This window comes from Pseudomonas sp. R84 (genome assembly GCF_009834515.1).
Taxonomy (GTDB): domain Bacteria; phylum Pseudomonadota; class Gammaproteobacteria; order Pseudomonadales; family Pseudomonadaceae; genus Aquipseudomonas.
In genome coordinates this window covers 4458186-4481398 of the sequence record NZ_CP019426.1, presented here as the reverse complement: position 1 = coordinate 4481398, position 23213 = coordinate 4458186, and the positions used below count along the sequence as shown (strand labels likewise).

General features: G+C 59.3%; 17 protein-coding genes. 9 read left to right on the top strand and 8 right to left on the bottom strand.

The genetic code is table 11. The features are described 5' to 3' along the window. Positions 1-78: 78 nt before the first annotated feature. A complete protein-coding gene (locus tag PspR84_RS19730) occupies positions 79-312 on the top strand; it encodes a hypothetical protein (RefSeq protein ID WP_003226592.1) in 234 nt (77 codons plus the stop codon). 94 nt (positions 313-406) lie between these two features. Here PspR84_RS19730 and sulA read toward each other — a convergent pair whose 3' ends face one another. Then, the gene (gene sulA / locus PspR84_RS19725) at positions 407-880 is read right to left on the bottom strand and encodes an SOS-induced cell division inhibitor SulA (RefSeq protein ID WP_116030904.1); all 474 of its coding nucleotides are present in this window, start codon (positions 878-880) and stop codon (positions 407-409) included. Positions 881-890: 10 nt separating this feature from the next. Continuing rightward, complete coding sequence (gene lexA, locus PspR84_RS19720) at positions 891-1499, bottom strand: transcriptional repressor LexA (RefSeq protein ID WP_003226590.1); 609 nt, start codon at positions 1497-1499, stop codon at positions 891-893. A 229-nt stretch (positions 1500-1728) separates the two neighbouring features. On the opposite strand from lexA, the gene PspR84_RS19715 reads away from it, so the two are divergent. The 4 genes from PspR84_RS19715 to PspR84_RS19700 all read left to right on the top strand — a co-directional run bounded on the left by PspR84_RS19715 (position 1729) and on the right by PspR84_RS19700 (position 7658). Beyond that, entirely contained in the window at positions 1729-2436 is a 708-nt protein-coding gene (locus PspR84_RS19715; RefSeq protein WP_160058821.1) for a TetR/AcrR family transcriptional regulator, read from the top strand. Positions 2437-2594: 158 nt separating this feature from the next. Then, positions 2595-3605 carry a beta-N-acetylhexosaminidase gene (gene nagZ / locus PspR84_RS19710; protein WP_007910482.1) on the top strand — a complete coding sequence of 337 codons (1011 nt, stop codon included), beginning with the start codon at positions 2595-2597 and terminating at the stop codon, positions 3603-3605. Positions 3606-3617: 12 nt separating this feature from the next. Then, on the top strand, positions 3618-4355 hold the full coding sequence (locus PspR84_RS19705; protein ID WP_016986745.1) for an S-methyl-5'-thioinosine phosphorylase: 738 nt from the start codon (positions 3618-3620) through the stop codon (positions 4353-4355). 9 nt (positions 4356-4364) lie between these two features. Then, the gene (locus tag PspR84_RS19700) at positions 4365-7658 is read left to right on the top strand and encodes a DEAD/DEAH box helicase (RefSeq protein ID WP_160058820.1); all 3294 of its coding nucleotides are present in this window, start codon (positions 4365-4367) and stop codon (positions 7656-7658) included. 124 nt (positions 7659-7782) lie between these two features. Here the strand turns inward: PspR84_RS19700 and PspR84_RS19695 are convergent, their stop codons facing one another. Genes PspR84_RS19695 through mfd form a run of 3 tightly spaced genes read right to left on the bottom strand, consistent with a single transcriptional unit; the run spans position 7783 to position 14511 of the window. Then, positions 7783-10473, bottom strand: a complete 2691-nt coding sequence (locus tag PspR84_RS19695; RefSeq protein WP_160058819.1) for a DEAD/DEAH box helicase — start codon at positions 10471-10473, stop codon at positions 7783-7785. An 11-nt stretch (positions 10474-10484) separates the two neighbouring features. Beyond that, positions 10485-11051, bottom strand: coding sequence for a CsiV family protein (locus PspR84_RS19690; protein ID WP_160058818.1), 567 nt, complete (start codon positions 11049-11051; stop codon positions 10485-10487). Between the two features lie 10 nt (positions 11052-11061). Next, complete coding sequence (gene mfd / locus PspR84_RS19685; RefSeq protein ID WP_160058817.1) at positions 11062-14511, bottom strand: transcription-repair coupling factor; 3450 nt, start codon at positions 14509-14511, stop codon at positions 11062-11064. A 354-nt stretch (positions 14512-14865) separates the two neighbouring features. Between mfd and PspR84_RS19680 the strand changes: the two genes are divergently transcribed. Continuing rightward, a complete protein-coding gene (locus PspR84_RS19680) occupies positions 14866-16329 on the top strand; it encodes a glyceraldehyde-3-phosphate dehydrogenase (RefSeq protein WP_016986741.1) in 1464 nt (487 codons plus the stop codon). A 170-nt stretch (positions 16330-16499) separates the two neighbouring features. Here the strand turns inward: PspR84_RS19680 and PspR84_RS19675 are convergent, their stop codons facing one another. Next, positions 16500-17801, bottom strand: coding sequence for an MFS transporter (locus PspR84_RS19675; RefSeq protein WP_102902244.1), 1302 nt, complete (start codon positions 17799-17801; stop codon positions 16500-16502). A gap of 90 nt (positions 17802-17891) precedes the next feature. Here PspR84_RS19675 and PspR84_RS19670 point away from each other — a divergent pair, with 90 nt between their 5' ends. Together PspR84_RS19670 and sthA are read left to right on the top strand one after the other, a co-directional pair. Next, on the top strand, positions 17892-18908 hold the full coding sequence (locus tag PspR84_RS19670) for an FAD:protein FMN transferase (protein ID WP_160058816.1): 1017 nt from the start codon (positions 17892-17894) through the stop codon (positions 18906-18908). A gap of 197 nt (positions 18909-19105) precedes the next feature. After that, complete coding sequence (sthA, locus tag PspR84_RS19665) at positions 19106-20500, top strand: Si-specific NAD(P)(+) transhydrogenase (RefSeq protein WP_007984277.1); 1395 nt, start codon at positions 19106-19108, stop codon at positions 20498-20500. Between the two features lie 42 nt (positions 20501-20542). On the opposite strand, the gene PspR84_RS19660 is transcribed toward sthA, so the two are convergent. Next, on the bottom strand, positions 20543-21265 hold the full coding sequence (locus PspR84_RS19660) for a glycerophosphodiester phosphodiesterase (protein WP_016986737.1): 723 nt from the start codon (positions 21263-21265) through the stop codon (positions 20543-20545). A gap of 14 nt (positions 21266-21279) precedes the next feature. After that, complete coding sequence (locus PspR84_RS19655; RefSeq protein ID WP_016986736.1) at positions 21280-21861, bottom strand: PilZ domain-containing protein; 582 nt, start codon at positions 21859-21861, stop codon at positions 21280-21282. A 94-nt stretch (positions 21862-21955) separates the two neighbouring features. Here PspR84_RS19655 and PspR84_RS19650 point away from each other — a divergent pair, with 94 nt between their 5' ends. Then, positions 21956-23206 carry a lipoprotein-releasing ABC transporter permease subunit gene (locus PspR84_RS19650; protein ID WP_008087733.1) on the top strand — a complete coding sequence of 417 codons (1251 nt, stop codon included), beginning with the start codon at positions 21956-21958 and terminating at the stop codon, positions 23204-23206. Positions 23207-23213 lie beyond the last annotated feature (7 nt).

The window sequence follows — 23213 nt, the reverse complement described above, 5'->3', positions numbered from 1 at the left end:
CATGCTGCTGGTCAAGATCCCGAGCGAAGCCTGAATGATGTCTATATAATCCCTGCCTTTCGTGGAGAACAGACCTATATGCCAACGTCCTTTCTAGAAATTGTCGAGTTACCCGACGGCCGAATCGAGCTGCGCAGGGCCGAGGACGAGGGTTCTCTGGTGACGCTGGATTTCTCCGAGGATGCCAAGGCGTTCCTGCAAGGTCAGCATGTGGAGATCGCCAAGGCGATGTTAAGCGTCGGCGTGCAAATGGCCGGTCGAATGGTCGAAGGCGAATTTGATAAGGAAGAAGGGCCGCGGGTTCTTCATTGATCCCCGTCTTTTTACTTTTTGACGTTACCGCTTCAGATCGGCTTCTCTGTCCCTGGAGAAGCCCTGCGCTTCACACAGCGCGTATAACCACCAATCAACCCAAACGAATATTCAGGCTCTGAGCATCGCCCGTGCGTGCGGCGTTGATCAGTTGTTGCCGTGAATTTGCGTTCAGCGGGTTGAGCCAAGTGACTACGGTGTGACTGCGACCCAGCTTCAGAGCTTCGCACGCCAGTTGTTGAGCGCTTTGAGCGCCCCTTGGTTGCAGCAGCAGAATGCGTTCGCGATTCAGCCCGGCATCCCGCAGCCAGGTTTGGGTAAGGCTGGCAGGTGGTGCGATCAGTGTCAGCCAGCGCGCGTCCTGATCTTCACTGAGTTCGCGAAGGATCGGGGCAAGCAGGTTCAGGCAGTTCCCGGTAGCACCGCGCAGTGACAGCTCGCTGAATACTTCAGGTTCGGCAATCCACGGGCGCTCGACGACCTCTTTGAGGATCGGCGCCATCGGTTGTGCCAGAAACGCTTCGAATAAAGGCAGTTGTGTTTGCTGAGGGGTGTGTGGGAACTGCATAAAGCCTCCTTTAGCGGCGAATCACGCCGACACTCAAGCCTTCGATCACCAGTTCCTGATCTTTCAGGTCGACTTCGATAGGGGCGAACTCAGGGTTTTCGGCAATCAGCCAGACCTTGCTGCCTTCACGCTTGAAGCGTTTGACGGTCACTTCATCGCCGATGCGGGCGACGACAACCTGGCCATTACGCGCCTCGCGGGTGGTGTGCACGGCGAGGAGGTCACCGTCGAAAATGCCGATGTCCTTCATGCTCATGCCGTGCACGCGCAACAAATAGTCGGCGCGTGGATGGAAGAAGGCCGGATTGATGTTGCAGGATTCTTCGATGTGCTGCTGGGCGAGGATCGGCGCGCCGGCAGCGACCCGGCCAATGATCGGCAGGGTAGAGTCGTCGGCCTTGGCTTCGAAGCCGGGAATGCGAATACCGCGAGAAGCGCCGGGAGTCATCTCGATGGCGCCTTTTCGGGCCAGTGCCTTGAGATGCTCTTCAGCCGCGTTTGGCGACTTGAAGCCCAGTTCCTGAGCGATTTCCGCGCGGGTTGGCGGGTAGCCGTTGTCTTCGAGGCAGCGTTTGATAAAGGCCAGAATCTCGGCTTGGCGTGGCGTCAGCTTTAGCATATTGATCGCTCTGTCTTTTTATACAGTGACTGGGATTATATACAGTGAAGCGTCCTTGGCAATGCCCGTTTTTTTGCAGGCCGCCAGACGGTCGGCATTCGTGCTTATTAATGAGTTGGGCTTGTGTGGTTAAATAACTGACCGACCATTCCCAAAACGAACCGGCAGGCTTGACAAGGCACAGGCTGAAACGTATGTTTCAAACAAGTGTTTGTCAGGCGGAGTAGCCATGGCCCAGTCGGAAACCGTTGAACGCATTCTTGATGCTGCCGAGCAGTTGTTCGCGGAGAAAGGTTTCGCTGAAACCTCATTGCGTTTGATCACCAGCAAGGCTGGCGTCAATCTGGCAGCGGTGAACTATCACTTCGGTTCGAAAAAAGCCCTGATCCAGGCGGTTTTTTCGCGCTTCCTCGGGCCGTTCTGCATCAGCCTCGATAAAGAGCTGGAGCGGCGTCAGGCCAAGCCTGAAAACAAGCCGACGCTCGAAGAACTGCTGGAAATCCTCGTCGAGCAAGCCCTCGTGGTTCAGCCGCGCAGCGGCAACGACCTGTCGATCTTCATGCGTTTGCTCGGCCTGGCATTCAGCCAAAGCCAAGGCCACTTGCGCCGTTATCTGGAAGACATGTACGGCAAGGTGTTCCGCCGCTACATGATGCTGGTCAACGAAGCAGCGCCACGCATTCCGCCGATTGAGCTGTTCTGGCGCGTGCACTTCATGCTCGGTGCTGCCGCGTTCAGCATGTCCGGCATCAAGGCTTTGCGCGCGATCGCCGAGACTGATTTCGGCGTCAATACCTCCATTGAGCAAGTCATGCGCCTGATGGTGCCGTTCCTCGCAGCAGGCATGCGTGCCGAAACCGGTGTCACCGACGCGGCAATGGCCACTGCACAGCTGCGTCCACGCAGCAAATCAACGCCGGTCGCCGCCAAGGTTTAACCGCGCACGGGTGGGCGCGGCAGCTTGTATCCGCTAAGCTAGCCGCCCATGCCGACTCTCGTTCTGAACCCGATCCTCATAGAAATTGCCGACCTGCCGAGCATTGCTCACGGTAGCGATTTCCTGCAGATCGGGTTTTTCGTTTTCAAGGAATCTCTATGACTGCTGGCCTGCAAGGCTCGTTGATGGTGGACGTCGCCGGTACCTGGCTGACGGCTGAAGATCGCCAATTGTTGCGTCAGCCCGAAGTGGGCGGCCTGATCATTTTCGCGCGCAACATCGAGCATCCACGCCAGGTGCGTGAACTCAGCGCATCGATTCGCGCGATTCGTCCGGATCTGCTGCTGGCGGTGGATCAAGAGGGCGGTCGCGTGCAGCGTCTGCGTCAGGGCTTCGTGCGTCTGCCGGCCATGCGTGCCATCGCCGACAACCCGAATGCTGAATACCTGGCCGAGCAATGCGGCTGGATCATGGCCACCGAAGTGCTGGCGGTCGGGCTCGACCTGAGCTTCGCCCCGGTGCTCGATCTGGATTACCAGCGCAGCGCCGTCGTTGGCACCCGTTCGTTCGAAGGTGATCCCGAGCGCGCGGCACTACTCGCCGGTGCATTCATTCGTGGCATGAACAGCGCAGGCATGGCCGCCACCGGCAAGCATTTCCCCGGTCACGGCTGGGCCGAAGCCGACTCTCATGTCGCGATCCCGAACGACGAGCGCAGCCTCGACGAGATCCGCGCCAACGATCTCGTACCCTTCGCAAAACTCAGCAAACAATTGGCCGCGATCATGCCGGCGCACGTCATCTATCCGCAAGTCGATTCGCAGCCTGCCGGCTTCTCCCGCCGCTGGTTACAGGACATCCTGCGCGGCGAATTGCAGTTTGACGGCGTGATCTTCAGCGATGACCTGTCGATGGCCGGTGCTCACGTGGTTGGCGATGCCGCCAGCCGCATCGAAGCCGCTTTGACAGCCGGTTGCGACATGGGCCTGGTGTGCAACGACCGCGCCGCTGCCGAACTGGCCCTGAGCGCCGCACAACGCATGAAGGTCAAGCCGTCTGCGCGCATCGCCCGCATGCGCGGTCAGGCATTCGCCAGCACCGATTACCGTCAGGATCCGCGCTGGCTCACCGCCATCGGCGCGCTCAAAGACGCTCAACTGATCGATTAAGGATTTTTCGCTATGACGGTTTACGCAATCATCGGTGGCACCGGCCTGACCCAACTGGAAGGCCTGACCATTCGCCAATCGCTGGCGGTAGACACGCCCTACGGCGCGCCATCGGCCGACGTGCAAATTGGCGAATACGCTGGCAAGGAAGTGTTGTTCCTCGCCCGTCATGGCCACCCGCATCGCTTCCCGCCGCACAAGGTCAACTACCGCGCCAACCTGTGGGCGTTGAAGCAGGCCGGTGCCGAAGCGATCATTGCCGTTAACGCGGTGGGTGGTATTCATCCAGCGATGGGCACGGGTCATTTCTGCGTGCCCCATCAGATCGTCGACTACACCAGCGGCCGCGAGCACACCTTTTTCGCCGATGATCTGGAGCACGTCACCCACATCGACTTCAGCTTTCCCTACAGCGAGCCGTTGCGTCAGCAATTGATCGCCGCCGTGGCTGCCGAAGGTTGCGAATACAGTGATCAAGGCGTTTACGCCTGCACCCAGGGCCCGCGTCTGGAAACGGTCGCCGAGATCGTGCGTCTTGAGCGCGATGGCTGCGACATCGTCGGCATGACCGGCATGCCGGAAGCTGCACTGGCCCGCGAGCTGGATCTGGATTACGCCTGTCTGGCGCTGGTGGTTAACCCGGCAGCGGGAAAAACCACCGAAGTAATCACCATGGCCGAGATCGAGCAGGCCTTGCATGACGGCATGGGCAAGGTTAAGTCGGCATTGGCGCGGGTGTTGGCCGGCTAAGGGCTGTTCATGAGTATTCTCATCGAACGGCTCAAGTCGTTGGCCTGGACTCAGGCATTCAGTAGCAAGGCGCTGGCCAAGGCTCGCGCTTATGCTGCCGATGACCGGGTAGAGATCATCGAGATCAATGACAAAAAGATCGAGGCGTTCTGCGTCGGTTCGGAAAGTCAGGCGTATGAACAAAGCATTTACTTGTCCGAAGATCGGCTGGGTTCCGTCAACTTGCGTTGTCTGTGCAGCTGTCCTGTCGTAATCGACTGCAAGCACTGCGCTGCGGTGCTCTATCACCTGCAGGGCAGTGCAGATGATGCGTCTGAAAGTGACGCACAGATCCCTTTGGGGCGGGCGCTGGAGCATTGGCTTTCGACCATTCCCGTGCCGGCCAAGCCCGCCGAAGAAGGCGCGCAAACCGCAGGCGCGCGCCTGTTTTACAAGCTCAAGCCAACGTCAGTGAGCGGCAAGTGGCTGCTCGATATTTTCAAGGTTTCCCAGCTCAAGAGCGGCGAGTTACGCGAAGTCAAACCGATGTATTCGCTGGCGGAAATGCTCATGCGTCAGCCCGGCTACCTGTCCGAGCTGGATCTGCGCGTCGCCAGGCTGCTGGTTGCCATGCACTCCCACCACGCCTATTACAGCGGTTATCCGCTGGAAGGCAGCAGCGGCGCCGAATTGCTGGAAATGCTCCTGCGCACCTCGCGGCTGTTCCTCGATTTCGAGGATCTGCAACCGTTGGAGTCTGGCGCGAAACGCATCGGCCAGTTCGCCTGGGCCGAGCAGGCCGACGGCGGTTTCCGTGCGCAGTGGAGCAGTGCCGAGGCTGCGCAGGAAACTGTGCTGGCGCTGGAGCCGCTTTATTACCTGGATCGTGAACAGCGGCAGATTGGCCCTCTGTTCAATGAACTGGAAGAAAAGCTGGCCAGTCATTTGACTCTGGCGCCGGACATTCCGGCGCGTCAGGCCATGCAGTTCAGCCATCGCATGAGCGCCGCGACGAGAATCCCGCCGCCCCACCAACTGACCGAACGAGTCATCGACGACGTACTTCCGCAGCCGCAACTCACCCTCGTCAGCGGTCGGGAGCGCTCGCGCTGGGAATACATTCTTGAGCACCGCGCCGCTCTGGTGTTTACCTACAACGGCCAGCCGACGGTGGATCGCAACCCGGAAGTGATGATCCTCAACGGTACCGAAACCCAGCGCATCCAACGCCAGCCTGCGGTGGAAAAGAAACTGCGCCAGATCCTGCAAAGGCTCGGCTTCAAGAAAGCCACGCGCAAGAGCTCGCTGGATCGTCCCGGCGAGATGTTCACGTTGCCGGATGATTCCGCCTGGCTCGGGTTTATGCACGAAGGGCTTGCCACGTTGCGCGCCTCGAACTGGGAAGTGGAGATGAGTCCCGGCTTTCATTTCAATGTGCATCCGGTTGAGCATTGGTACGCCGAGGTCGAAGAAGAGGCTGGGCATCAGTGGTTTGATTTGCAGTTGGGTATCGTCGTCAATGGCCAGCGCTATAGTTTGCTACCAATCCTTCTGCACTTGTTGCGCACCCAGCCGCGCTTGCTTGACCCGGTCAATCTGGCACAACGCAGCGATGACGAAAAACTCCTGATCGAACTGAAACCCAGCGGTTTTGGCGACCCTTCAGGCGCCAAGGTCGCGCTGCCGCTGAGTCGCGTCAAGCCGCTGATGGCCACGCTGGGCGAGTTGTACCTGGGCGGTCATCAGGGCGATGCACTGCGCTTGAGTGTTCCGGATGCCGCGCGCTTGAGTATGCTCGATGGCGTACCGCTGGATTGGCAGGGTGGCGAGCGGCTGCGCACCTTCGCCAAGCTCTTGCAGAATTCCAGTCACACCCAGGTCGCTGCACCGGCCGGCCTTAACGCGCAACTGCGCCCCTATCAGCTCGAAGGCCTGAACTGGATGCAGACCCTGCGCGAGCTTGAGGTCGGCGGCATTCTGGGCGATGACATGGGGCTGGGCAAAACGCTGCAAACCTTGGCGCATCTGCTCACGGAAAAACACGCCGGTCGTCTTGATTGTCCGGCTCTGGCGGTGATGCCGACCAGCCTGATTCCCAACTGGCTCGACGAGGCCGAGCGTTTCACCCCCCAGTTGAAAGTATTGGCGCTGCACGGCACGGGGCGGCAAAAGGATTTCGCTAATCTGGCTGAGTACGATCTGGTGCTGACCACTTACGCGTTGCTGCCAAGGGATTTGGAGACCTTGCAGCCGCAGCTGTGGAGCGTACTGATTCTCGACGAAGCACAGAACATCAAGAACCCGCTCAGCAAAGCCGCGCAGGCCGCACGCGACTTGCAGGCCCGCCAGCGCTTGTGCCTGAGCGGCACGCCATTGGAAAACCACTTGGGTGAGCTTTGGTCGCAGTTTCATTTCCTCATGCCCGGTTGGCTCGGCGACAGCAAGTCCTTCAATCGCGATTACCGCACGCCAATCGAGAAGCACGGCAATGTTCAGCGCATGCAGCACCTGACATCGCGCATCAAGCCGTTTTTGCTGCGCCGCAAAAAAGATCAGGTCGCCACCGAGTTGCCGCCGAAAACCGAGATTGTTCATTGGGTGGATCTCAGCGACGGCCAGCGTGATGTCTATGAAACGGTTCGCGTGGCTATGGACAAAAAAGTGCGCGACGAAATTGCCCGCAGTGGCGTGGCGCGCAGTCAGATCATCATTCTTGATGCATTGCTCAAGCTGCGGCAGGTCTGTTGCGACTTGCGCCTGATCAACATGCCGATAACAGCAAAGGCACTGCGCTCCGGCAGTGGCAAGCTGGTCAGCTTGATGGAGATGCTCGAAGAGCTGCTCGGTGAAGGTCGCAGAATCCTGCTCTTTTCGCAGTTCACCTCGATGCTCGCCTTGATCGAGGAAGAATTGCAGCAACGTGACATTGCCTATTCGCTACTGACCGGTGACACCACGGATCGGCGCACGTCGGTGAAGGACTTTCAGGGCGGCAAGGTGCCGTTGTTTCTGATCAGTCTGAAGGCCGGGGGGACCGGTTTGAACCTGACCGCTGCGGACACGGTGATCCACTTCGACCCTTGGTGGAACCCGGCGGTGGAGAATCAGGCAACCGATCGTGCCTATCGAATCGGGCAAAATAATCCGGTGTTTGTTTACAAGCTGATCGCTCGCGGCACTGTAGAGGAAAAAATACAGGCGTTGCAGCAGGAGAAAGCCGCGTTGGCCGGGGCGGTGCTTGAAGGTGGAACGACGGGTGGCTGGAAGCTGGAGCAGAGTGACATTGAGGCGCTGTTTGCGCCGTTGCCCGATTCCAAGCAGTGAGCTTCGGTTTTAACCTTAAACCGAGGTGACCCGTTCGCGAGCAGGCTCGCTCCCACAAGGTAGATGCGTTCCAACAGTGGGAGCGAGCCTGCTCGCGAAAGCTATTTAACCAGCACTGCAGATATCAACGCTTGTCGGCCTTATCCGGCAACGGCGCAAACAGCGCTTCGATATCATCACTCTGCAACTTCCAGTCCCCGGCCTTGCGCCCATCCAGCACGCCTGCCGCCAAGTCGGATTTTTCCTTTTGCAGGTGCTGAATCTTCTCTTCCACAGTGCCCCGGGCAATCATCTTGTAAACGAACACCGGTTTCTCCTGACCAATCCGGTACGCCCGATCCGTCGCCTGATTTTCGGTCGCCGGGTTCCACCACGGGTCGTAGTGAATCACCGTATCCGCTTCCGTCAGGTTCAAGCCCACGCCACCAGCCTTCAGACTGATCAGAAAAATCTGACGCTTACCGCTCTGGAATTCTTTCACCGGCGTACGTCGATCACGGGTCTGGCCGGTCAGTAGCGCGTAGGACACGTTGCGTTTTTTCAGCTCTTCCTCGATCAAGGACAGCATCGAGGTGAATTGCGAGAACAGTAGAATCCGCCGTCCTTCTTCGAACAACTCATCGAGCATTTCCATCAGGCTGTCGAGCTTGCCCGAGGTGCTGCCGCGAGCGGGCAGGGTGGCGTCGTTGACCAGACGCAGATCACAGCAGACCTGGCGCAATTTGAGCAGCGCCTCAAGAATGATGATCTGGCTGCGCGCCACGCCTTTGCGGGTGATCTCGTCGCGGACTTTCTTGTCCATCGCCAGGCGCATGGTTTCATACACATCGCGTTGCGCTTCGTTGAGGTCGACCCAATGGATGATCTCGGTTTTCGGCGGTAACTCGGTGGCAACCTGTTCCTTGGTCCGGCGCAGCAGAAACGGTTTTATCCTACCGTTCAAGTGCTGAAGTCTGACTTCGCTACCGCGCTTTTCAATCGGCACGCGGTAATCGGCGTTGAAGCTTTTCACGTCGCCGAGCCAGCCCGGCAGCAGGAAATGGAACAGTGACCACAACTCGCCCAAGTGGTTTTCCAACGGCGTACCGCTCAGGCACAGGCGCTGGCGTGCGTTCAGCTCTCGGGCGGCCTGTGCGGCTTTGCTGTTGGGATTCTTGATGTACTGCGCTTCATCCAGCACCAACACATGCAGCGGCTGCCTGGCCAGACGTTCGACGTCTTTGGGCAGTAGTGCGTAAGTGGTGAGGATCAGGTCAAAATCGCCCAGATTGTCGAAGTGCTTCTTGCGCGTGGCGCCGTACAGCGCGATCACTTTCAGTTGTGGCGTAAAGTGCGCCGCCTCATCGAGCCAGTTCGGAATCAGGCTGGTTGGCATCACCACCATGCACGGCCGATCCAGACGCCCGGCGTTTTTCTCGCTGAGAATATGCGCCAGGGTCTGTAGGGTTTTACCCAACCCCATATCATCCGCAAGAATCCCGCCGACCTCCAGTTGCCGCAGCGACTGCATCCAGCTCAAGCCTTCAAGTTGATACGGGCGCAGTGTCGCATTCAGGCCTTGCGGCGCTTCAACGCTGAAATCACGAATATCGCGCAGGCGTTGCGCGAACGTGCGGATCTGCTCGCCACCCTCCCACAGCAGCGGCAGGCCTTCCAGAGAGTTGAGGCGAGTGGCGTCGGCCTTGCTCAGGCGCAGGGTAGTTTCGCCCGGCTCCTGCAAATAAAACTCGCCGAGCGTCATCAGCACTGGTTTCAACCGGCCCAGCGGCAACGCCACCTGCAGTGGCCCGTGCTCAATGTTGCGTTGCGGAATGTTGACCAGAATCAGCTCGTCATCGCGACGGCGCGCGAGGCGTTCCGGGTTGAGGATTTCCGCGTGCGAGCGCATCAGGTTGAGCAAAATCGGCAGCAGGCTCAGGCGCTCACCGTTGACGATGATCCCCAGTTCCAGATCAAACCAGTCGCGATCCGGCACCTGCTCTACGGTGGCATACCAATCATCCACGGCGGTCAGATCGAAGCCGAATTCCTCATCGATCTGCAGCTCCCAACCTTGGCTGCGCAGTTTCGGCAGGTCGTTGAGGGTGAAGGTCAACCAGGCGCTGTCGTTGACCATCTCGTATAGCTCGCCGGCGCTTTCCGGCAGGGCTTTACTCTGGCGGGTGGCGATGCGAAAGCCGAGGATGCGCAACTGTTCGCGGTAGGACTGCTCGACATCCGGGTGACGTTTGACACGTAGCGTCTGACTTTCCTGACGAATCAGGATATCGCTGTTCTTTTGTCCGCTGACATATTCATCCAGATAGCTGAATGACAGCGCCGCGCGATGCTGAATGTAGCGCTGCATCTTGCCGTTGCGCGGTTCGAAAGCGCTGAACTCGACACTGGCCAGCCACAGGCGTGGCAACGGCTGCACGTTATCGACCAGCACTTGCGGCGGCGCTTTCGGGCCACGGTTTTCCAGCACGGCTTGAAGTTTCTCCAACAGCTCGGCGTCTTTGGCTGCGGCGGGGTAATCGAGTGTTTCCTGCACTTTCAGCAGCACCGCTGCGCAATGTTTGCAGTTGCTGCGAACCGGGCAGGTACAGCCGGCATCGACCAGCAGCAAGGTGCCTTTGGCTGACTCGCGCAGGTGAATGGTCTGACGGTACACGTTACCGCCAGAGCCTTCGCAACTGGCGGTGATCGTTGCATCGCCGACTTGGGCGATGCGTACCCGGTTTTCCAGGGCGTAGCGACGGCCACGCTCCAGGCTCTGTTCCTTGAATCGGCTGACCCAGGAGGGCGCCAACGGTTTACTCAGCGGCGGGTTCATAAGGACTTCGATCAGTCCGGAATCGCTTCAGGTGCTTCCCGTGGCGCAGGCGCGGTCAGAGAAGTGATCTTGATCAGCAGGGCCAGATGGCCGTTGTCGAGATAGTTGAGCTGGCCATTCTTGGTGTGGCTGTCCTGTTTCAGGCGCTCGCTGGCAGTGACCAGGCCATTGGCGTCGATCTGATTGACCCAGAAGTCGGCAGTCACGTCGGTGAAGCGCCCGAGCTTCATCTCCAGCGTGCCTTCGATCGGGAACTGGCCGAACTGCTCCTGGCCGTCGCTGACCGCGACTTTCGCCGGCGCTTCGCCGAGGGTTTGCTGCCAGGCCTTGTGCATCAGCACGCTGTAATCGCCGCTGGCGGTGAGTTTGGTCACCACGTCATTCAGCGCAGGTGTGCGTTTGCTGTCCTCACCCAGGCGCAGAGCGCCAGCGGCCCAGTCTTCCGGCGCGGCACGGCTGACGATGGCCGGCACAGCGTTCTGGCGCACCAGAATCATTTCGACCTGATACAGGTCATCGGCAAACGCCATAGGTGCTACGAAGGTCAGTAGCAAAGTCAGCGAACGAAACAGGCGCATTGGGCGTCCTTCAAACAGATTTCGGGAGGAGGCGCTCAAACAGCGCCTCTACAGTATTAAAGCGCTCTTCCGGGCGTTCCATTGGTACCTGGAACTTGAACATCGTCGCGCCTTCGAATTTGTAGCGTTTTGGCTGGCTCTGGATCAGTTTGATCAGCGTCATCGGATCGACCGGCGTCTGCGCTTCGAACTCGATGCGCCCACCTTGCGGCCCGCCGTCGACCTTCTTGATGCCCAACTGCTCGGCCTGCAACTTCAGCGCCGTGATGCGCACCAGATTTTTCGTCGGTTCCGGCAACAAGCCGAAACGGTCGATCATCTCGACTTGCAAGTCCTTCAGGCCTTCCTCGTCGGTGGCCGAAGCGATGCGCTTGTACAGGATCAGCCGCGCGTGAACGTCCGGCAGATAGTCTTCCGGAATCAGCGCCGGCACCCGCAGGTTGACTTCCGGGCCACCGCCCAGCGGTTGATCGAGGTTAGGTTGCTCGCCTTTGCGGATCGACTTGACCGCGCGCTCGAGCATTTCCATATACAGCGTGAAGCCCACGGCCTGAATCTGTCCGCTCTGACCATCGCCGAGCAGTTCGCCAGCGCCACGGATTTCCAGGTCGTTGGTCGCCAGGACGAAACCGGCGCCGAGGTCCTGAGTATTGGCAATCGCCTCCAGACGCTTTTCCGCGTCCGAAGTGATTTGCTGGCGCGGCGGCGTCAGCAGGTAAGCGTAAGCCTGGTGGTGACTACGGCCAACGCGACCGCGCAACTGGTGCAGTTGCGCCAGGCCGAATTTGTCGGCGCGCTCGATGATGATGGTGTTGGCGCTCGGCACGTCGATACCGGTCTCGATGATGGTCGAGGCGATCAGCACGTTGAAACGCTTGTGATAGAAGTCGCTCATCACCTGTTCGAGTTCGCGCTCGCGCATCTGCCCGTGACCGATGCCGATGCGGGCTTCCGGTACCAGCTCGGCGAGGTCGGCGGCGCACTTCTCGATGGTTTTCACATCGTTGTGCAGGTAGTACACCTGGCCGCCGCGTAGCAGTTCGCGGAGCAACGCCTCTTTGACCGTGCTCTTGTTCTGCTCCATGACGAAGGTGCGCACGGACAAGCGTCGTGCCGGCGGCGTGGCGATGATCGACAGGTCGCGCATGCCCGACACCGCCATGTTCAGCGTGCGCGGAATCGGCGTGGCGGTCAGCGTGAGAATGTCGACTTCACTGCGCAGGGCCTTGAGCTGTTCTTTCTGACGGACACCGAAACGGTGCTCCTCGTCGATGATCACCAGCCCGAGGTTTTTGATTTTGACGTCGTCGGACAGCAGCTTGTGCGTGCCGATGACGATGTCGATCTTGCCTTCGGCCAGATCGGCGATCGCCGCGTTCACTTCCTTGGCCGACTTGAAGCGGCTCATCACTTCGACGGTCACCGGCCAATCGGCGAAGCGGTCGCGGAAGCTGTTGTAATGCTGCTGGGCGAGGAGGGTGGTCGGCACCAGAATCGCCACTTGACGGCCACCGTGTACGGCGATGAACGCTGCACGCATGGCCACTTCGGTCTTGCCGAAACCGACGTCGCCGCAGACCAGTCGATCCATCGGTTTCGGCGCGAGCATGTCCTCGCGCACGGCTTCGATGGTCGACTGTTGATCCGGGGTTTCTTCGAACGGGAAACCGGCGCTGAACGTCGCGTAATCGGCTTTCGGGTCGGCAAATGCGTAGCCTTCGCGAGCAGCGCGGCGGGCATAGATGTCGAGCAATTCAGCGGCAACGTCGCGCACCTGTTCGGCGGCTTTGCGTTTGGCTTTCTGCCAAACCTCGGAGCCGAGGCGGTGCAGCGGGGCCAGGGCATCGTCGCTGCCGGTGTAGCGCGCAATCAAATGCAGGTTGGCCACCGGCACGTAAAGCTTGGCGTTCTCGGCGTATTCGAGGGTGAGGAATTCGGCCGCCTGATTGTCGATTTCCAGAATCGTCAGGCCCAGATAGCGGCCGACGCCGTGGTCGATGTGCACCACCGGCGCACCTTCGCGCAGCTCGGTGAGGTTCTTGATCACCGCATCATTGCTGACGTCGCTGCGTTTCTCGCGGCGACGGCGTTGCATCACCCGTTGGCCGAACAGCGGACTTTCCGCGACCAGTGCCAGCGCCGGGTCATCGAGCATCAGGCCTTCGTCGAGCGGGGCAATGGTGATCGCCAGACGATCCTTGCTCGCGACAAAGTCCGGCCAGCTATCGACGGTTTTCGGGCGCAGCTTCAGGCGTTCAAGCAACTCCAGCAGCACTTCGCGACGGCCGGCGGATTCGGCGGTGAACAGCACGCGTCCGGGGAATTCATCGAGAAATGCCGACAGTGCCGCCAGCGGTTGCGTGGCTTTAGCTTCGATCGCCAGATTCGGCAGAGCCTGCGCGGGGAAGCGCTCGCGGCCGACGCCGCTTTCCACGTCTTGCTGACTGGCAACCACACGCGGCCAGCTCTTCAAGCGAGCAAAGCAGTCTTCTACCGGCAGGAACAATTCAGCGGGTGGCAATAAAGGACGTGAAGGATCGACGCGACGTTCTTCGTAACGATTGCGCACGTCGTTCCAGAAATTCTCCGCCGCTTGCTCGATACCCGGCAACGAGAACACCTGGGTGTCTTGCGGCAGGTAATCGAACAGCGTCGAGGTTTCGTCGAAGAACAGCGGCAGGTAATACTCGATCCCTGCAGGGGTGATGCCGCTGCTCAGATCCTGAAAGATCGGGCAGCGACGGAAGTCGACGTCGAAACGCTCGCGAAAACGCGCCTTGAAGCGAGTGACCGCGTCTTTTTGCAGCGGGAATTCACGGGCCGGCAGCAGCTTGACTGAATCGACCTTGTCGATGGAGCGCTGGTTTTCCGGGTCGAAGGTGCGCAGGGTCTCGATTTCGTCATCGAACAGGTCGATGCGGTAGGGCAGTTTACTGCCCATCGGGAACAGATCGATCAGCGCGCCGCGTACGGTGAACTCGCCGTGCTCATAAACGGTGTCGACGTAGCGATAGCCACTGGCTTCGAGGCGCGCACGCATCTGTTCAACGTCGAGCTTCTGGCCGACATCCAGTACCAGACTGCTGCCGAGCAGGAACTTGGTCGGCGCCAAGCGGTGCAACGCCGTGGTAATCGGCACCACCAGTACGCCATGCGCCAGCTCCGGCAGCCTGTATAAGCTGGCGATGCGCTGGGAAATGATGTCCTGGTGCGGCGAGAACAGGTCGTACGGCAGGGTTTCCCAGTCGGGGAAATGCAGCACGGGCAAATCCGGGGCGAAGAAACTCAGCTCCTGTTCCAGTCGTTCAGCACTCTGGCTGTCGGCGGTCAGTAGCAGGGTGAAGCGCTTGGCAGCGCTGGCAGCCTCGGCAATCGCCAGGCTGAGGGCAGCACCGGGCAGATTGCCCCAATGCTGTTTACCTGCCTCGGCAGGGAGTAGCGGTAGACGCAGAACGGGCACGGAAGGTTGAGCTCCAGGCTTTGCGACAAAGTCGGTAATTGTAGCGGCGTCCGGTGCCGCCTGTCAGTTGCAGACTACGTCTATCTTCGTTGTTTGGACGAAATGTAGTGGTAACCATAAAAACCAGCCGTTTTTTAGCGATTATGTAGTGCCGAAACCGGGTGGTGTTACGGAGGGTTACAGACATCGTCTAACAGTCGTCGAAAAATTGACTGCGCTGGAAGCCCCGGTTTTACTGGGCTTTAGAGGGGCGTAATTTTTTTGAACGGAATTTTGTTACCGATTTCGCGACAAGCGCGCATTGCTACAGGAGGTTGTCGGCGGCATAATGTAGCCCCTTTTTTCTGCCCCTACATGTGGAAGGTTACCGTGACTCAGAAGCCCGACCAGTGTCTTGGTGAATGGATCGACCGTGAAGCACTCGCAGAAGCGATGATTCCGCTTATCGGTCAGCTCTACCGCAATAACAACGTGGTGAGCTCGATCTATGGCCGCAGCCTGATCAACCAGTCTGTCATCGCGATTCTCAAAGCTCACCGCTTTGCGCGCCACCGTTCTTCCGACGACAGCGAACTCTCCGTCCACGAAACATTCCCGCTGCTCAAAGCCATGAGCGAGCTCAAGCTCGGCGCGGCTTCGGTAGATCTGGGCAAGTTGGCGTTCAAATTCCGTAACGAAGGCAATGGCCGCAGCGCCGAGCAATTCGTTCGTGAAGAGATGGCTGACGTGGTTGGCCAGCAAAACGCTTCCGCACGTAAAGGCACCGACGTTGTGCTGTACGGCTTCGGTCGTATCGGCCGTCTGCTGGCGCGCATCCTGATCGAAAAAACCGGTGGTGGCGACGGCCTGCGTCTGCGTGCCATCGTCGTGCGCAAAGGCGCCGAAAACGATCTGACCAAACGCGCCAGCCTGCTGCGTCGCGACTCGGTACACGGTTCGTTCAACGGCACCATTACCATCGACGAAGAAAACAACACCATCACCGCCAACGGTAACCTGATCCAAGTGATCTACGCGAAGAACCCGACCGAGGTGGATTACACCCAGTACGGCATCAAAGACGCGCTGCTGGTGGACAACACCGGTGTATGGCGTGACGCTGATGGCCTGGGCCAGCACTTGCAGTGCCCGGGTATCGACCGCGTTGTTCTGACCGCGCCTGGCAAAGGCAAGCTGAAGAACATCGTTCACGGCATCAACCACGGTGAAATCACCGCTGATGACAAGATCGTGTCCGCCGCTTCCTGCACCACCAACGCCATCGTGCCGGTGCTGAAAGCAGTAAACGACAAGTTCGGCATCATCAACGGTCACGTCGAAACCGTTCACTCGTACACCAACGACCAGAACCTGATCGACAACTTCCACAAGGGCGATCGCCGTGGTCGTAGCGCCGCGCTGAACATGGTCATCACCGAAACCGGTGCTGCCACCGCTGCTGCCAAGGCCCTGCCTGAGCTGGCCGGCAAGCTGACCGGTAACGCGATCCGTGTTCCGACGCCAAACGTGTCGATGGCCATTCTCAACCTCAACCTTGAGAAAGCCGCCACCCGTGAAGAGATGAACGAGTACCTGCGCTACATGGCGCTGCACTCCGATCTGCACAAGCAAATCGACTTCGTCAATTCGCAGGAAGTGGTTTCGACCGACTTCGTGGGCTCGCGCCACGCCGGTGTAGTCGATGCTGAAGCGACCATCGTGCAGGACAACCGCGTTGTTCTGTACGTCTGGTACGACAACGAGTTCGGTTACAGCTGCCAGGTTATCCGCGTGATGGAAGACATGGCTGATGTGAATCCGCCAGCGTTCCCGCGCTAAGCGATAGCTGCACATGAAAACGCCCCGACTTTGGTCGGGGCGTTTTTGTTTGTGTGCCTTTTAGAAGTGTGTTGTCAGTACCGGCCTCATCGCGAGCAGGCTCACTCCTACATGGGGATTTGTGAACGACACAGATCCAATGTAGGAGTGAGCCTGCTCGCGATAGCTATTTAACGAGCGCCGCCGGGTATGGCCGCTTGCGCGGTGCGTAACTCATGCTTATTGCCACGAAACAACACCAGCGTCGCAATCAACCCCAACACCGCCGCGCCACTGAGCCAGATCCCCGGCGCAGCCTTGTTATCCAGCACATGAATCAGATACGTACACGCCGCCGGCGTAAACCCGCCGAACGTCGCCGTTGCCAGGCTGTAAGCCAGCGAGAACCCGGTCGTACGCACTTCCACCGGCATGATCTCTGTCAGCGCCACCACCATCGCGCCGTTGTACGAGCCGTACAGGAACGACAACCACAACTCGACGATCAGCAAATGGCTGAAGCTCGGGTTCGCCACCAGCCACGACAGGGCAGGGTAGGCCGTCAGAATTGCCAGAATCGTCGCCGCCAGCAGTAGGGGTTTACGTCCGATCCTGTCGGACACTGAACCCATCACCGGCAACCAGAAGAAGTTCGACAGACCGATACATACCGTCACCAGTAACGCGTCGAAGTCCGACAGGTGCAGCTCAGCCTTGCCGAACGTCGGGGTGTACGCGGTGATCAGGTAGAAAGAAACCGTGGTCATCACCACCAGCGCCATGCCGGCGATGACGATGCCAAAGTTCTGACCGATCGAGCGGACGATTTCCCGCAGGGTAGGGCGGTGTTTTCTGGCCTGGAACTCTGGGGTTTCCTCCAACGAGCGACGAATGACGAAGATCACCGGCACAATCATGCAACCGATCAGAAACGGCACGCGCCAGCCCCAGTCACCCATTTGTTCCGGACTCAGCCAGTGGTTGAGGCCGACGCCGAGCAAGCCGGCGAAGACCACCGCCGCTTGCTGACTCGCAGACTGCCAACTGACGAAGAAGCCCTTGCGGCCCGGTGTGGCAATCTCGGCCAAATAGACAGACACACCACCCAGTTCCACGCCGGCTGAGAAACCTTGCAACAAGCGGCCAAACAGTACGAGCAGCGGCGCAGCGACGCCGAGAGTCGCGTAGCCCGGCACGCAGGCAATCAGCACCGTACCGGCCGCCATCAGTGCCAGCGTGATAATCAGACCTTGGCGACGACCATGACGGTCAATGTAGGCGCCGAGGAAAATAGCTCCGAGCGGACGCATCAGGAAACCGGCACCAAAAGTGGCCAGTGAAAGCATCAGCGAAGCGAAGGCACTGTCGGTGGGGAAGAAGGTTTTGGCGATGGCCGTGGCGTAGAAGCCGTAGACCATGAAGTCGAACATTTCGAGAAAGTTGCCGCTGACAACGCGAAAGATCGCTTTGCCTTTGCCCGTGGTGGAGGACATGTTCAGGTACTCACTATTGGATTTTGTATAAAGATGTTGCAGATCCTTTAATTCATAATGGCCGCCGCGGTTTTACGGAGAGATGAATAATTGTTCACTGGACGCTTGTTTGGGCTTGTGATTCTGGCTGGCGTATTGGCTGGCTGCGGTAATGGCGAGTCCATGGAACGCTTCGGCGGGCCGACCATGGGCAGCACGTATTCGATCAAGTACGTGCGTCACGCTGGCATGCCTGACGCGACGCAGGTTCGCAGTGAAGTGGAGGGCATCCTCCGCGAAGTCGACCGGCAGTTGTCCACCTATCGCAATGACTCGGACATCGAGCGCTTCAACGCTTTGCCCGCCAACAGCTGCCAGAAAATGCCTGGGTCGATACTCGAATTGGTCCGCACAGGCGAACAGCTCTCAGCGCAAAGCGAAGGCTCCTACGACCTGACCGTTGAACCGCTGATGAACCTCTGGGGCTTTGGCCCACAAGGCCGCGAAGAGAAAGTCCCTGATGTCGCTGCGCTGGCTGAAGTAATGCAACGGGTTGGCCACCAGCATCTGCATATCAATGGCGATCAGTTGTGCAAGGACGCCGCCGTCGAAGTCGATTTCAACAGCATCGCCGCCGGTTATGCCGTCGACACCATCGCGGTAAGGCTCGATGCCATGGGCATCCACGACTACCTCGCTGAAGCCACGGGTGAGTTAAAGGCAAAGGGTCGAAAGCTCGATGGCTCACCCTGGCGCATCGCCTTGGAAGAGCCCCGTGACGATCAACAGGTCGCCGAGCGCATCATCGATGTCGACGGCTATGGCGTTTCCACCTCCGGCGACTACCGTAACTATTTCCTGCAGGGCGGCCGGCGTTATTCCCACACCTTCGATGCACGGACTGGTGCACCGGTCCTACACGACCTGGCGTCAGTCACGGTGATTCATCCTTCAGCGCTGATGGCCGATGGACTATCGACGCTGTTGCTGATTCTCGGCCCGGAAAGGGCGTGGGACTATGCCGAAAAACATGACATTGGTGCATTCTTTGTGATTCGTGCCGATACAGGTTTTGTCGTCCGCACCAACACGGCTTTCGAACGCCTCAGTGGCAAGAAAACTGACTGAGAACAATACGAAAGCTGGCGTTGTAGTGCAGGCAAAAGTAGCCTACGACGCGACCAAGGGTTAATGTGCGCGGCGTTGACGCTTCTATAGACTGTGTCCGGGTTCTTGATTGACCCCCAATTGTTCCTTCGCGCCGCCGTTCGGCGTGATTTAGCCGCCGGTGCTGCTGGCACCGCGGCCTGTTCTGAGGAGTACGCATGGCTGTCTACAACTACGACGTGGTGGTACTGGGTTCTGGCCCGGCGGGAGAAGGCGCGGCAATGAACGCCGCCAAAGCAGGGCGCAAGGTCGCGATGGTCGACAGCCGTCGCCAGGTCGGCGGCAACTGCACCCACCTCGGCACCATCCCGTCCAAGGCACTGCGTCACTCGGTGCGGCAGATCATGCAGTTCAACACCAATCCCATGTTCCGTGCGATCGGCGAGCCACGCTGGTTCTCCTTCCCGGACGTGTTGAAAAGCGCCGAGAAAGTCATTTCCAAACAAGTCGCTTCGCGTACCGGCTACTACGCCCGTAACCGCGTCGACGTGTTCTTCGGCACCGGCAGCTTCGCCGACGAGCAAACCATCGAAGTGGTCTGCGCCAACGGTGTGGTCGAAAAACTGGTGGCCAAGCACATCATCATCGCCACCGGCTCGCGTCCTTATCGCCCGGCGGACATCGATTTCCACCACCCGCGTATCTACGATAGCGACACCATCCTCAGCCTCGGCCACACCCCGCGTAAACTGATCGTTTACGGCGCCGGCGTGATCGGTTGCGAATACGCGTCGATCTTCAGTGGTCTGGGTGTACTGGTTGAGCTGGTCGATAACCGTGGTCAGTTGCTGAGCTTCCTCGACTCGGAAATCTCCCAGGCGTTGAGCTATCACTTCAGCAACAACAACATCACCGTGCGCCACAACGAAGATTACGATCGCGTTGAAGGCGTCGATAACGGCGTAATCCTGCACCTGAAATCCGGCAAGAAGATCAAGGCCGACGCCTTGCTCTGGTGCAACGGCCGTACCGGTAACACCGACCAGCTCGGTCTGGAAAACATCGGCGTCAAGGTCAACAGCCGTGGCCAGATCGAAGTCGACGAGGCTTACCGCACCTGCGTGCCGAACATCTACGGCGCCGGTGACGTGATTGGCTGGCCGAGCCTGGCCAGTGCCGCCCACGACCAGGGTCGTTCGGCTGCTGGCAGCATCGTTGATAACGGTAGCTGGCGCTTTGTGAATGACGTGCCGACCGGCATCTACACCATTCCGGAGATCAGCTCGATCGGCAAGAACGAGCAGGAGCTGACCCAGGCCAAAGTGCCGTACGAAGTCGGCAAGGCTTTCTTCAAGAGCATGGCGCGTGCGCAGATCGCCGGCGAGCCGCAAGGCATGCTGAAGATCCTGTTCCACCGTGAAACCCTGGAAGTGCTGGGCGTTCACTGCTTCGGTTATCAGGCGTCGGAGATTGTTCACATCGGTCAGGCGATCATGAACCAGCCGGGCGAACTGAACACCTTGAAGTACTTCGTCAACACCACGTTCAACTACCCGACCATGGCCGAAGCCTATCGGGTAGCCGCGTACGATGGCCTCAACCGGCTTTTTTGACGGGCTCCGGCCGGTGGCCTGAGCCGGCCGGGGAGACCGATTTCAGCAATTCTCGAGGGTGGCAGTGGCCAAACCGGGAAAGTCTGTAATCAGGCTGTCAACGCCGAAGTCGGCGAGTCTGCGCATCAGTGCAGGCTCGTTGACGGTCCACACCGACACATGCAGCCCCTGACGCTGCGCCTTCTGCAAGCGTTCCGGCGTACACAGCGTCCAGTTCAGCGCAAGAATCTCACAGCCATAACTGGCCGCGACCTTCAACGGGTCGAGCCAGGCGTATTCGGCGACCAGTCCGCGCGACACATCCGGCACCAGATCCAGCGCCGCTTTCAACACTTCCCGCGAACTCGAGGTGATCGTCACCTTGTCGAGCAGGCCATGCCGTTGGGCCATTTCACGAATCGCCAGCACCGTGGTTGCCGCGCGAGTGCGTGAAGCGCTTTTGACTTCCAGTTGCCAGTGCTCGAAATCGCACTTTTCGAACAACTCTTCCAGCGTCGGAATCGGGCACGGCTTGATCCAGCCCGGGCCACCCTTGCGCGCGTCGTAAGTGACCAGTTCGGCGGCGCTGTGCTCGACAACTTTGCCGCGCCGCTCCGTGGTGCGCTTGAGGGTCGGGTCGTGGATGACCATCAACTCACCGTCCTTGGACAGGTGCAGATCCAGTTCGCAGCGGCGCACGCCGTGCTTGAGACATTCCTGAAAACTGCTCAGGGTGTTTTCCGGTGCTTCGCCCTTGGCGCCGCGGTGGCCGTAGATGAGAGTCACGGTTCTTCCTTAAATTAAATGCCTGATTCGTTCTGTTCGCGGGCCAGACGTCGTTCCTGTGCCTGCTTTTGCAAGATATAGCGGGCGAGCAACTGGCGCTGGGCATCGGTCAAGTGTTCGAACTCGGTGCCGACGTCATAACCTTCGCCCTTGCGGTCGCAATGGGTGACACGTGCGCGCAGCAGCAGGCCCAGCGCTTGCGGCATCAGCACCAGTTTCACCGACAGGTGTGCACCGGTGGCAATCGGCGTCGGATACTGAAAGTCGATCCCGCCTTCGGAGATGATCACCGGTTGCGGCTCGCCGATATGGCCGAGCACGGTCAGGGCGACCACCTGGCTAAGCAGGTCGATGCGCTTGTTCTGGGATTTCAGGAACGCAGCGATGGCCCGGTCGCGCTCGCTGATCTGGCGCAACAGGTGCTGCGACTCGAATTCGCTCAGGTGCAGTTCGCTGAGCAGGTTGAAGAGTGGGGAAGCATCCTGCAACACTTCCTGGCCTGCGGCTTCGGGAGCGGACAGGGGCCGAATTTCCAGTGCGATCGTGTCCTCGATACGGTAGTATTCGCGGCGATCTTCTTCATCTAATGTCGACATGGCGAACCCATGGTAGCGGCGGTGGTCTGAGTGTAAAGCTGGTTATCGACCCCCGCCACAAGGACGTTCCTTTTCCCTCCGAACAAGCCCCGACATGTTCAGACCTCTCTTCGTATTTATCGGCACGCGTTATACCCGTGCAAAGCGTCGCAATCATTTTGTGTCATTCATTTCCCTGACTTCGATGATCGGGCTCGCCCTTGGCGTGGTCGTTATGATCGTCGTGCTGTCGGTGATGAATGGCTTCGATCATGAGATGCGCACCCGCGTGCTGGGCATGGTGCCCCACGCGACCATTGAATCCACTGAGCCGATCAACGATTGGCAAAGCCTGGCGACCAAGGTCAAGCAGAACCCGCAGGTGACGGCGGTTGCGCCGTTCACCCAGATGCAGGGCCTGCTGACCAATAACGGTCAGGTGTCCAAGGTGTTGCTCAACGCCATCGACCCTGCGCTCGAGCGCAACGTGTCGATCATCGACAACTTCATGAAGCAGGGCAAACTCGATGATCTGACGCCGGGCAGCTTCGGCATCGTCATCGGCGACAAGGCCGCGACCAAGCTGGGCGTGGGCATCGGTGACAAAGTCACCTTCGTCGCGCCGGAGGTCAGTGTGACCCCGGCCGGGATGTTCCCGCGCATGAAGCGCTTCACCGTGGTCGGCATTTTCCATGTCGGCGCCGGCGAGCTCGATGGCTATCTGGGTGTGACCAACCTGCAGGATCTGGCGAAGATGCACCGCTGGAAGCCTGATCAGGTGCAAGGCATCCGCCTGAAGTTCGACGACCTGTTCCAGGCACCGCGTGTGGCATGGAACATCGCCCAGCAGCTCGGCGAAGACCATTACTACGCCCGTGACTGGACCCGTACCCACGGCAATCTGTATCAGGCGATCCGCATGGAAAAAGCCATGATCGGCCTGCTGTTGTTGCTGATCGTCGCCGTGGCCGCCTTCAACATCATTTCCACGCTGGTGATGGTCGTCAACGACAAGAAGGGCGACATCGCCATTCTGCGCACGTTGGGCGCGACGCCGGGCACGATCATGCGCACGTTCATGGTGCAAGGCACGGTGATCGGTGTGGTCGGTACGGCGATTGGTGCGGTGGTCGGCATTTTCGCGGCGCTGAACGTCAGCGCGGCGATCTCGGCACTGGAAGGCCTGATCGGCCACAAATTCCTTAATGCTGACGTGTATTTCATTGATTATCTTCCGTCGCAGGTGCAGAGCCAGGACGTGGTCATGGTCTGCGCGGCGGCGTTGGTTCTGAGTTTCCTCGCCACCCTGTATCCCGCCTGGCGTGCCGCGCGCACCCAGCCGGCGGAGGCGCTACGTTATGAGTGAGTCGGGC

What these genes read in the sequence shown, in the direction of transcription:
- PspR84_RS19715 (WP_160058821.1), top strand. Translation starts at nt 1,729, where the DNA reads ATGGCCCAGTCGGAAACCGTTGAACGCATTCTTGATGCTGCCGAGCAG.
- PspR84_RS19650 (WP_008087733.1), top strand. Translation starts at nt 21,956, where the DNA reads ATGTTCAGACCTCTCTTCGTATTTATCGGCACGCGTTATACCCGTGCA.
- PspR84_RS19655 (WP_016986736.1), bottom strand. Translation starts at nt 21,861, where the DNA reads ATGTCGACATTAGATGAAGAAGATCGCCGCGAATACTACCGTATCGAG.
- PspR84_RS19700 (WP_160058820.1), top strand. Translation starts at nt 4,365, where the DNA reads ATGAGTATTCTCATCGAACGGCTCAAGTCGTTGGCCTGGACTCAGGCA.
- nagZ (WP_007910482.1), top strand. Translation starts at nt 2,595, where the DNA reads ATGACTGCTGGCCTGCAAGGCTCGTTGATGGTGGACGTCGCCGGTACC.
- PspR84_RS19680 (WP_016986741.1), top strand. Translation starts at nt 14,866, where the DNA reads ATGTGGAAGGTTACCGTGACTCAGAAGCCCGACCAGTGTCTTGGTGAA.
- sthA (WP_007984277.1), top strand. Translation starts at nt 19,106, where the DNA reads ATGGCTGTCTACAACTACGACGTGGTGGTACTGGGTTCTGGCCCGGCG.
- PspR84_RS19690 (WP_160058818.1), bottom strand. Translation starts at nt 11,051, where the DNA reads ATGCGCCTGTTTCGTTCGCTGACTTTGCTACTGACCTTCGTAGCACCT.
- PspR84_RS19730 (WP_003226592.1), top strand. Translation starts at nt 79, where the DNA reads ATGCCAACGTCCTTTCTAGAAATTGTCGAGTTACCCGACGGCCGAATC.
- PspR84_RS19675 (WP_102902244.1), bottom strand. Translation starts at nt 17,801, where the DNA reads ATGTCCTCCACCACGGGCAAAGGCAAAGCGATCTTTCGCGTTGTCAGC.
- lexA (WP_003226590.1), bottom strand. Translation starts at nt 1,499, where the DNA reads ATGCTAAAGCTGACGCCACGCCAAGCCGAGATTCTGGCCTTTATCAAA.
- sulA (WP_116030904.1), bottom strand. Translation starts at nt 880, where the DNA reads ATGCAGTTCCCACACACCCCTCAGCAAACACAACTGCCTTTATTCGAA.
- PspR84_RS19705 (WP_016986745.1), top strand. Translation starts at nt 3,618, where the DNA reads ATGACGGTTTACGCAATCATCGGTGGCACCGGCCTGACCCAACTGGAA.
- PspR84_RS19695 (WP_160058819.1), bottom strand. Translation starts at nt 10,473, where the DNA reads ATGAACCCGCCGCTGAGTAAACCGTTGGCGCCCTCCTGGGTCAGCCGA.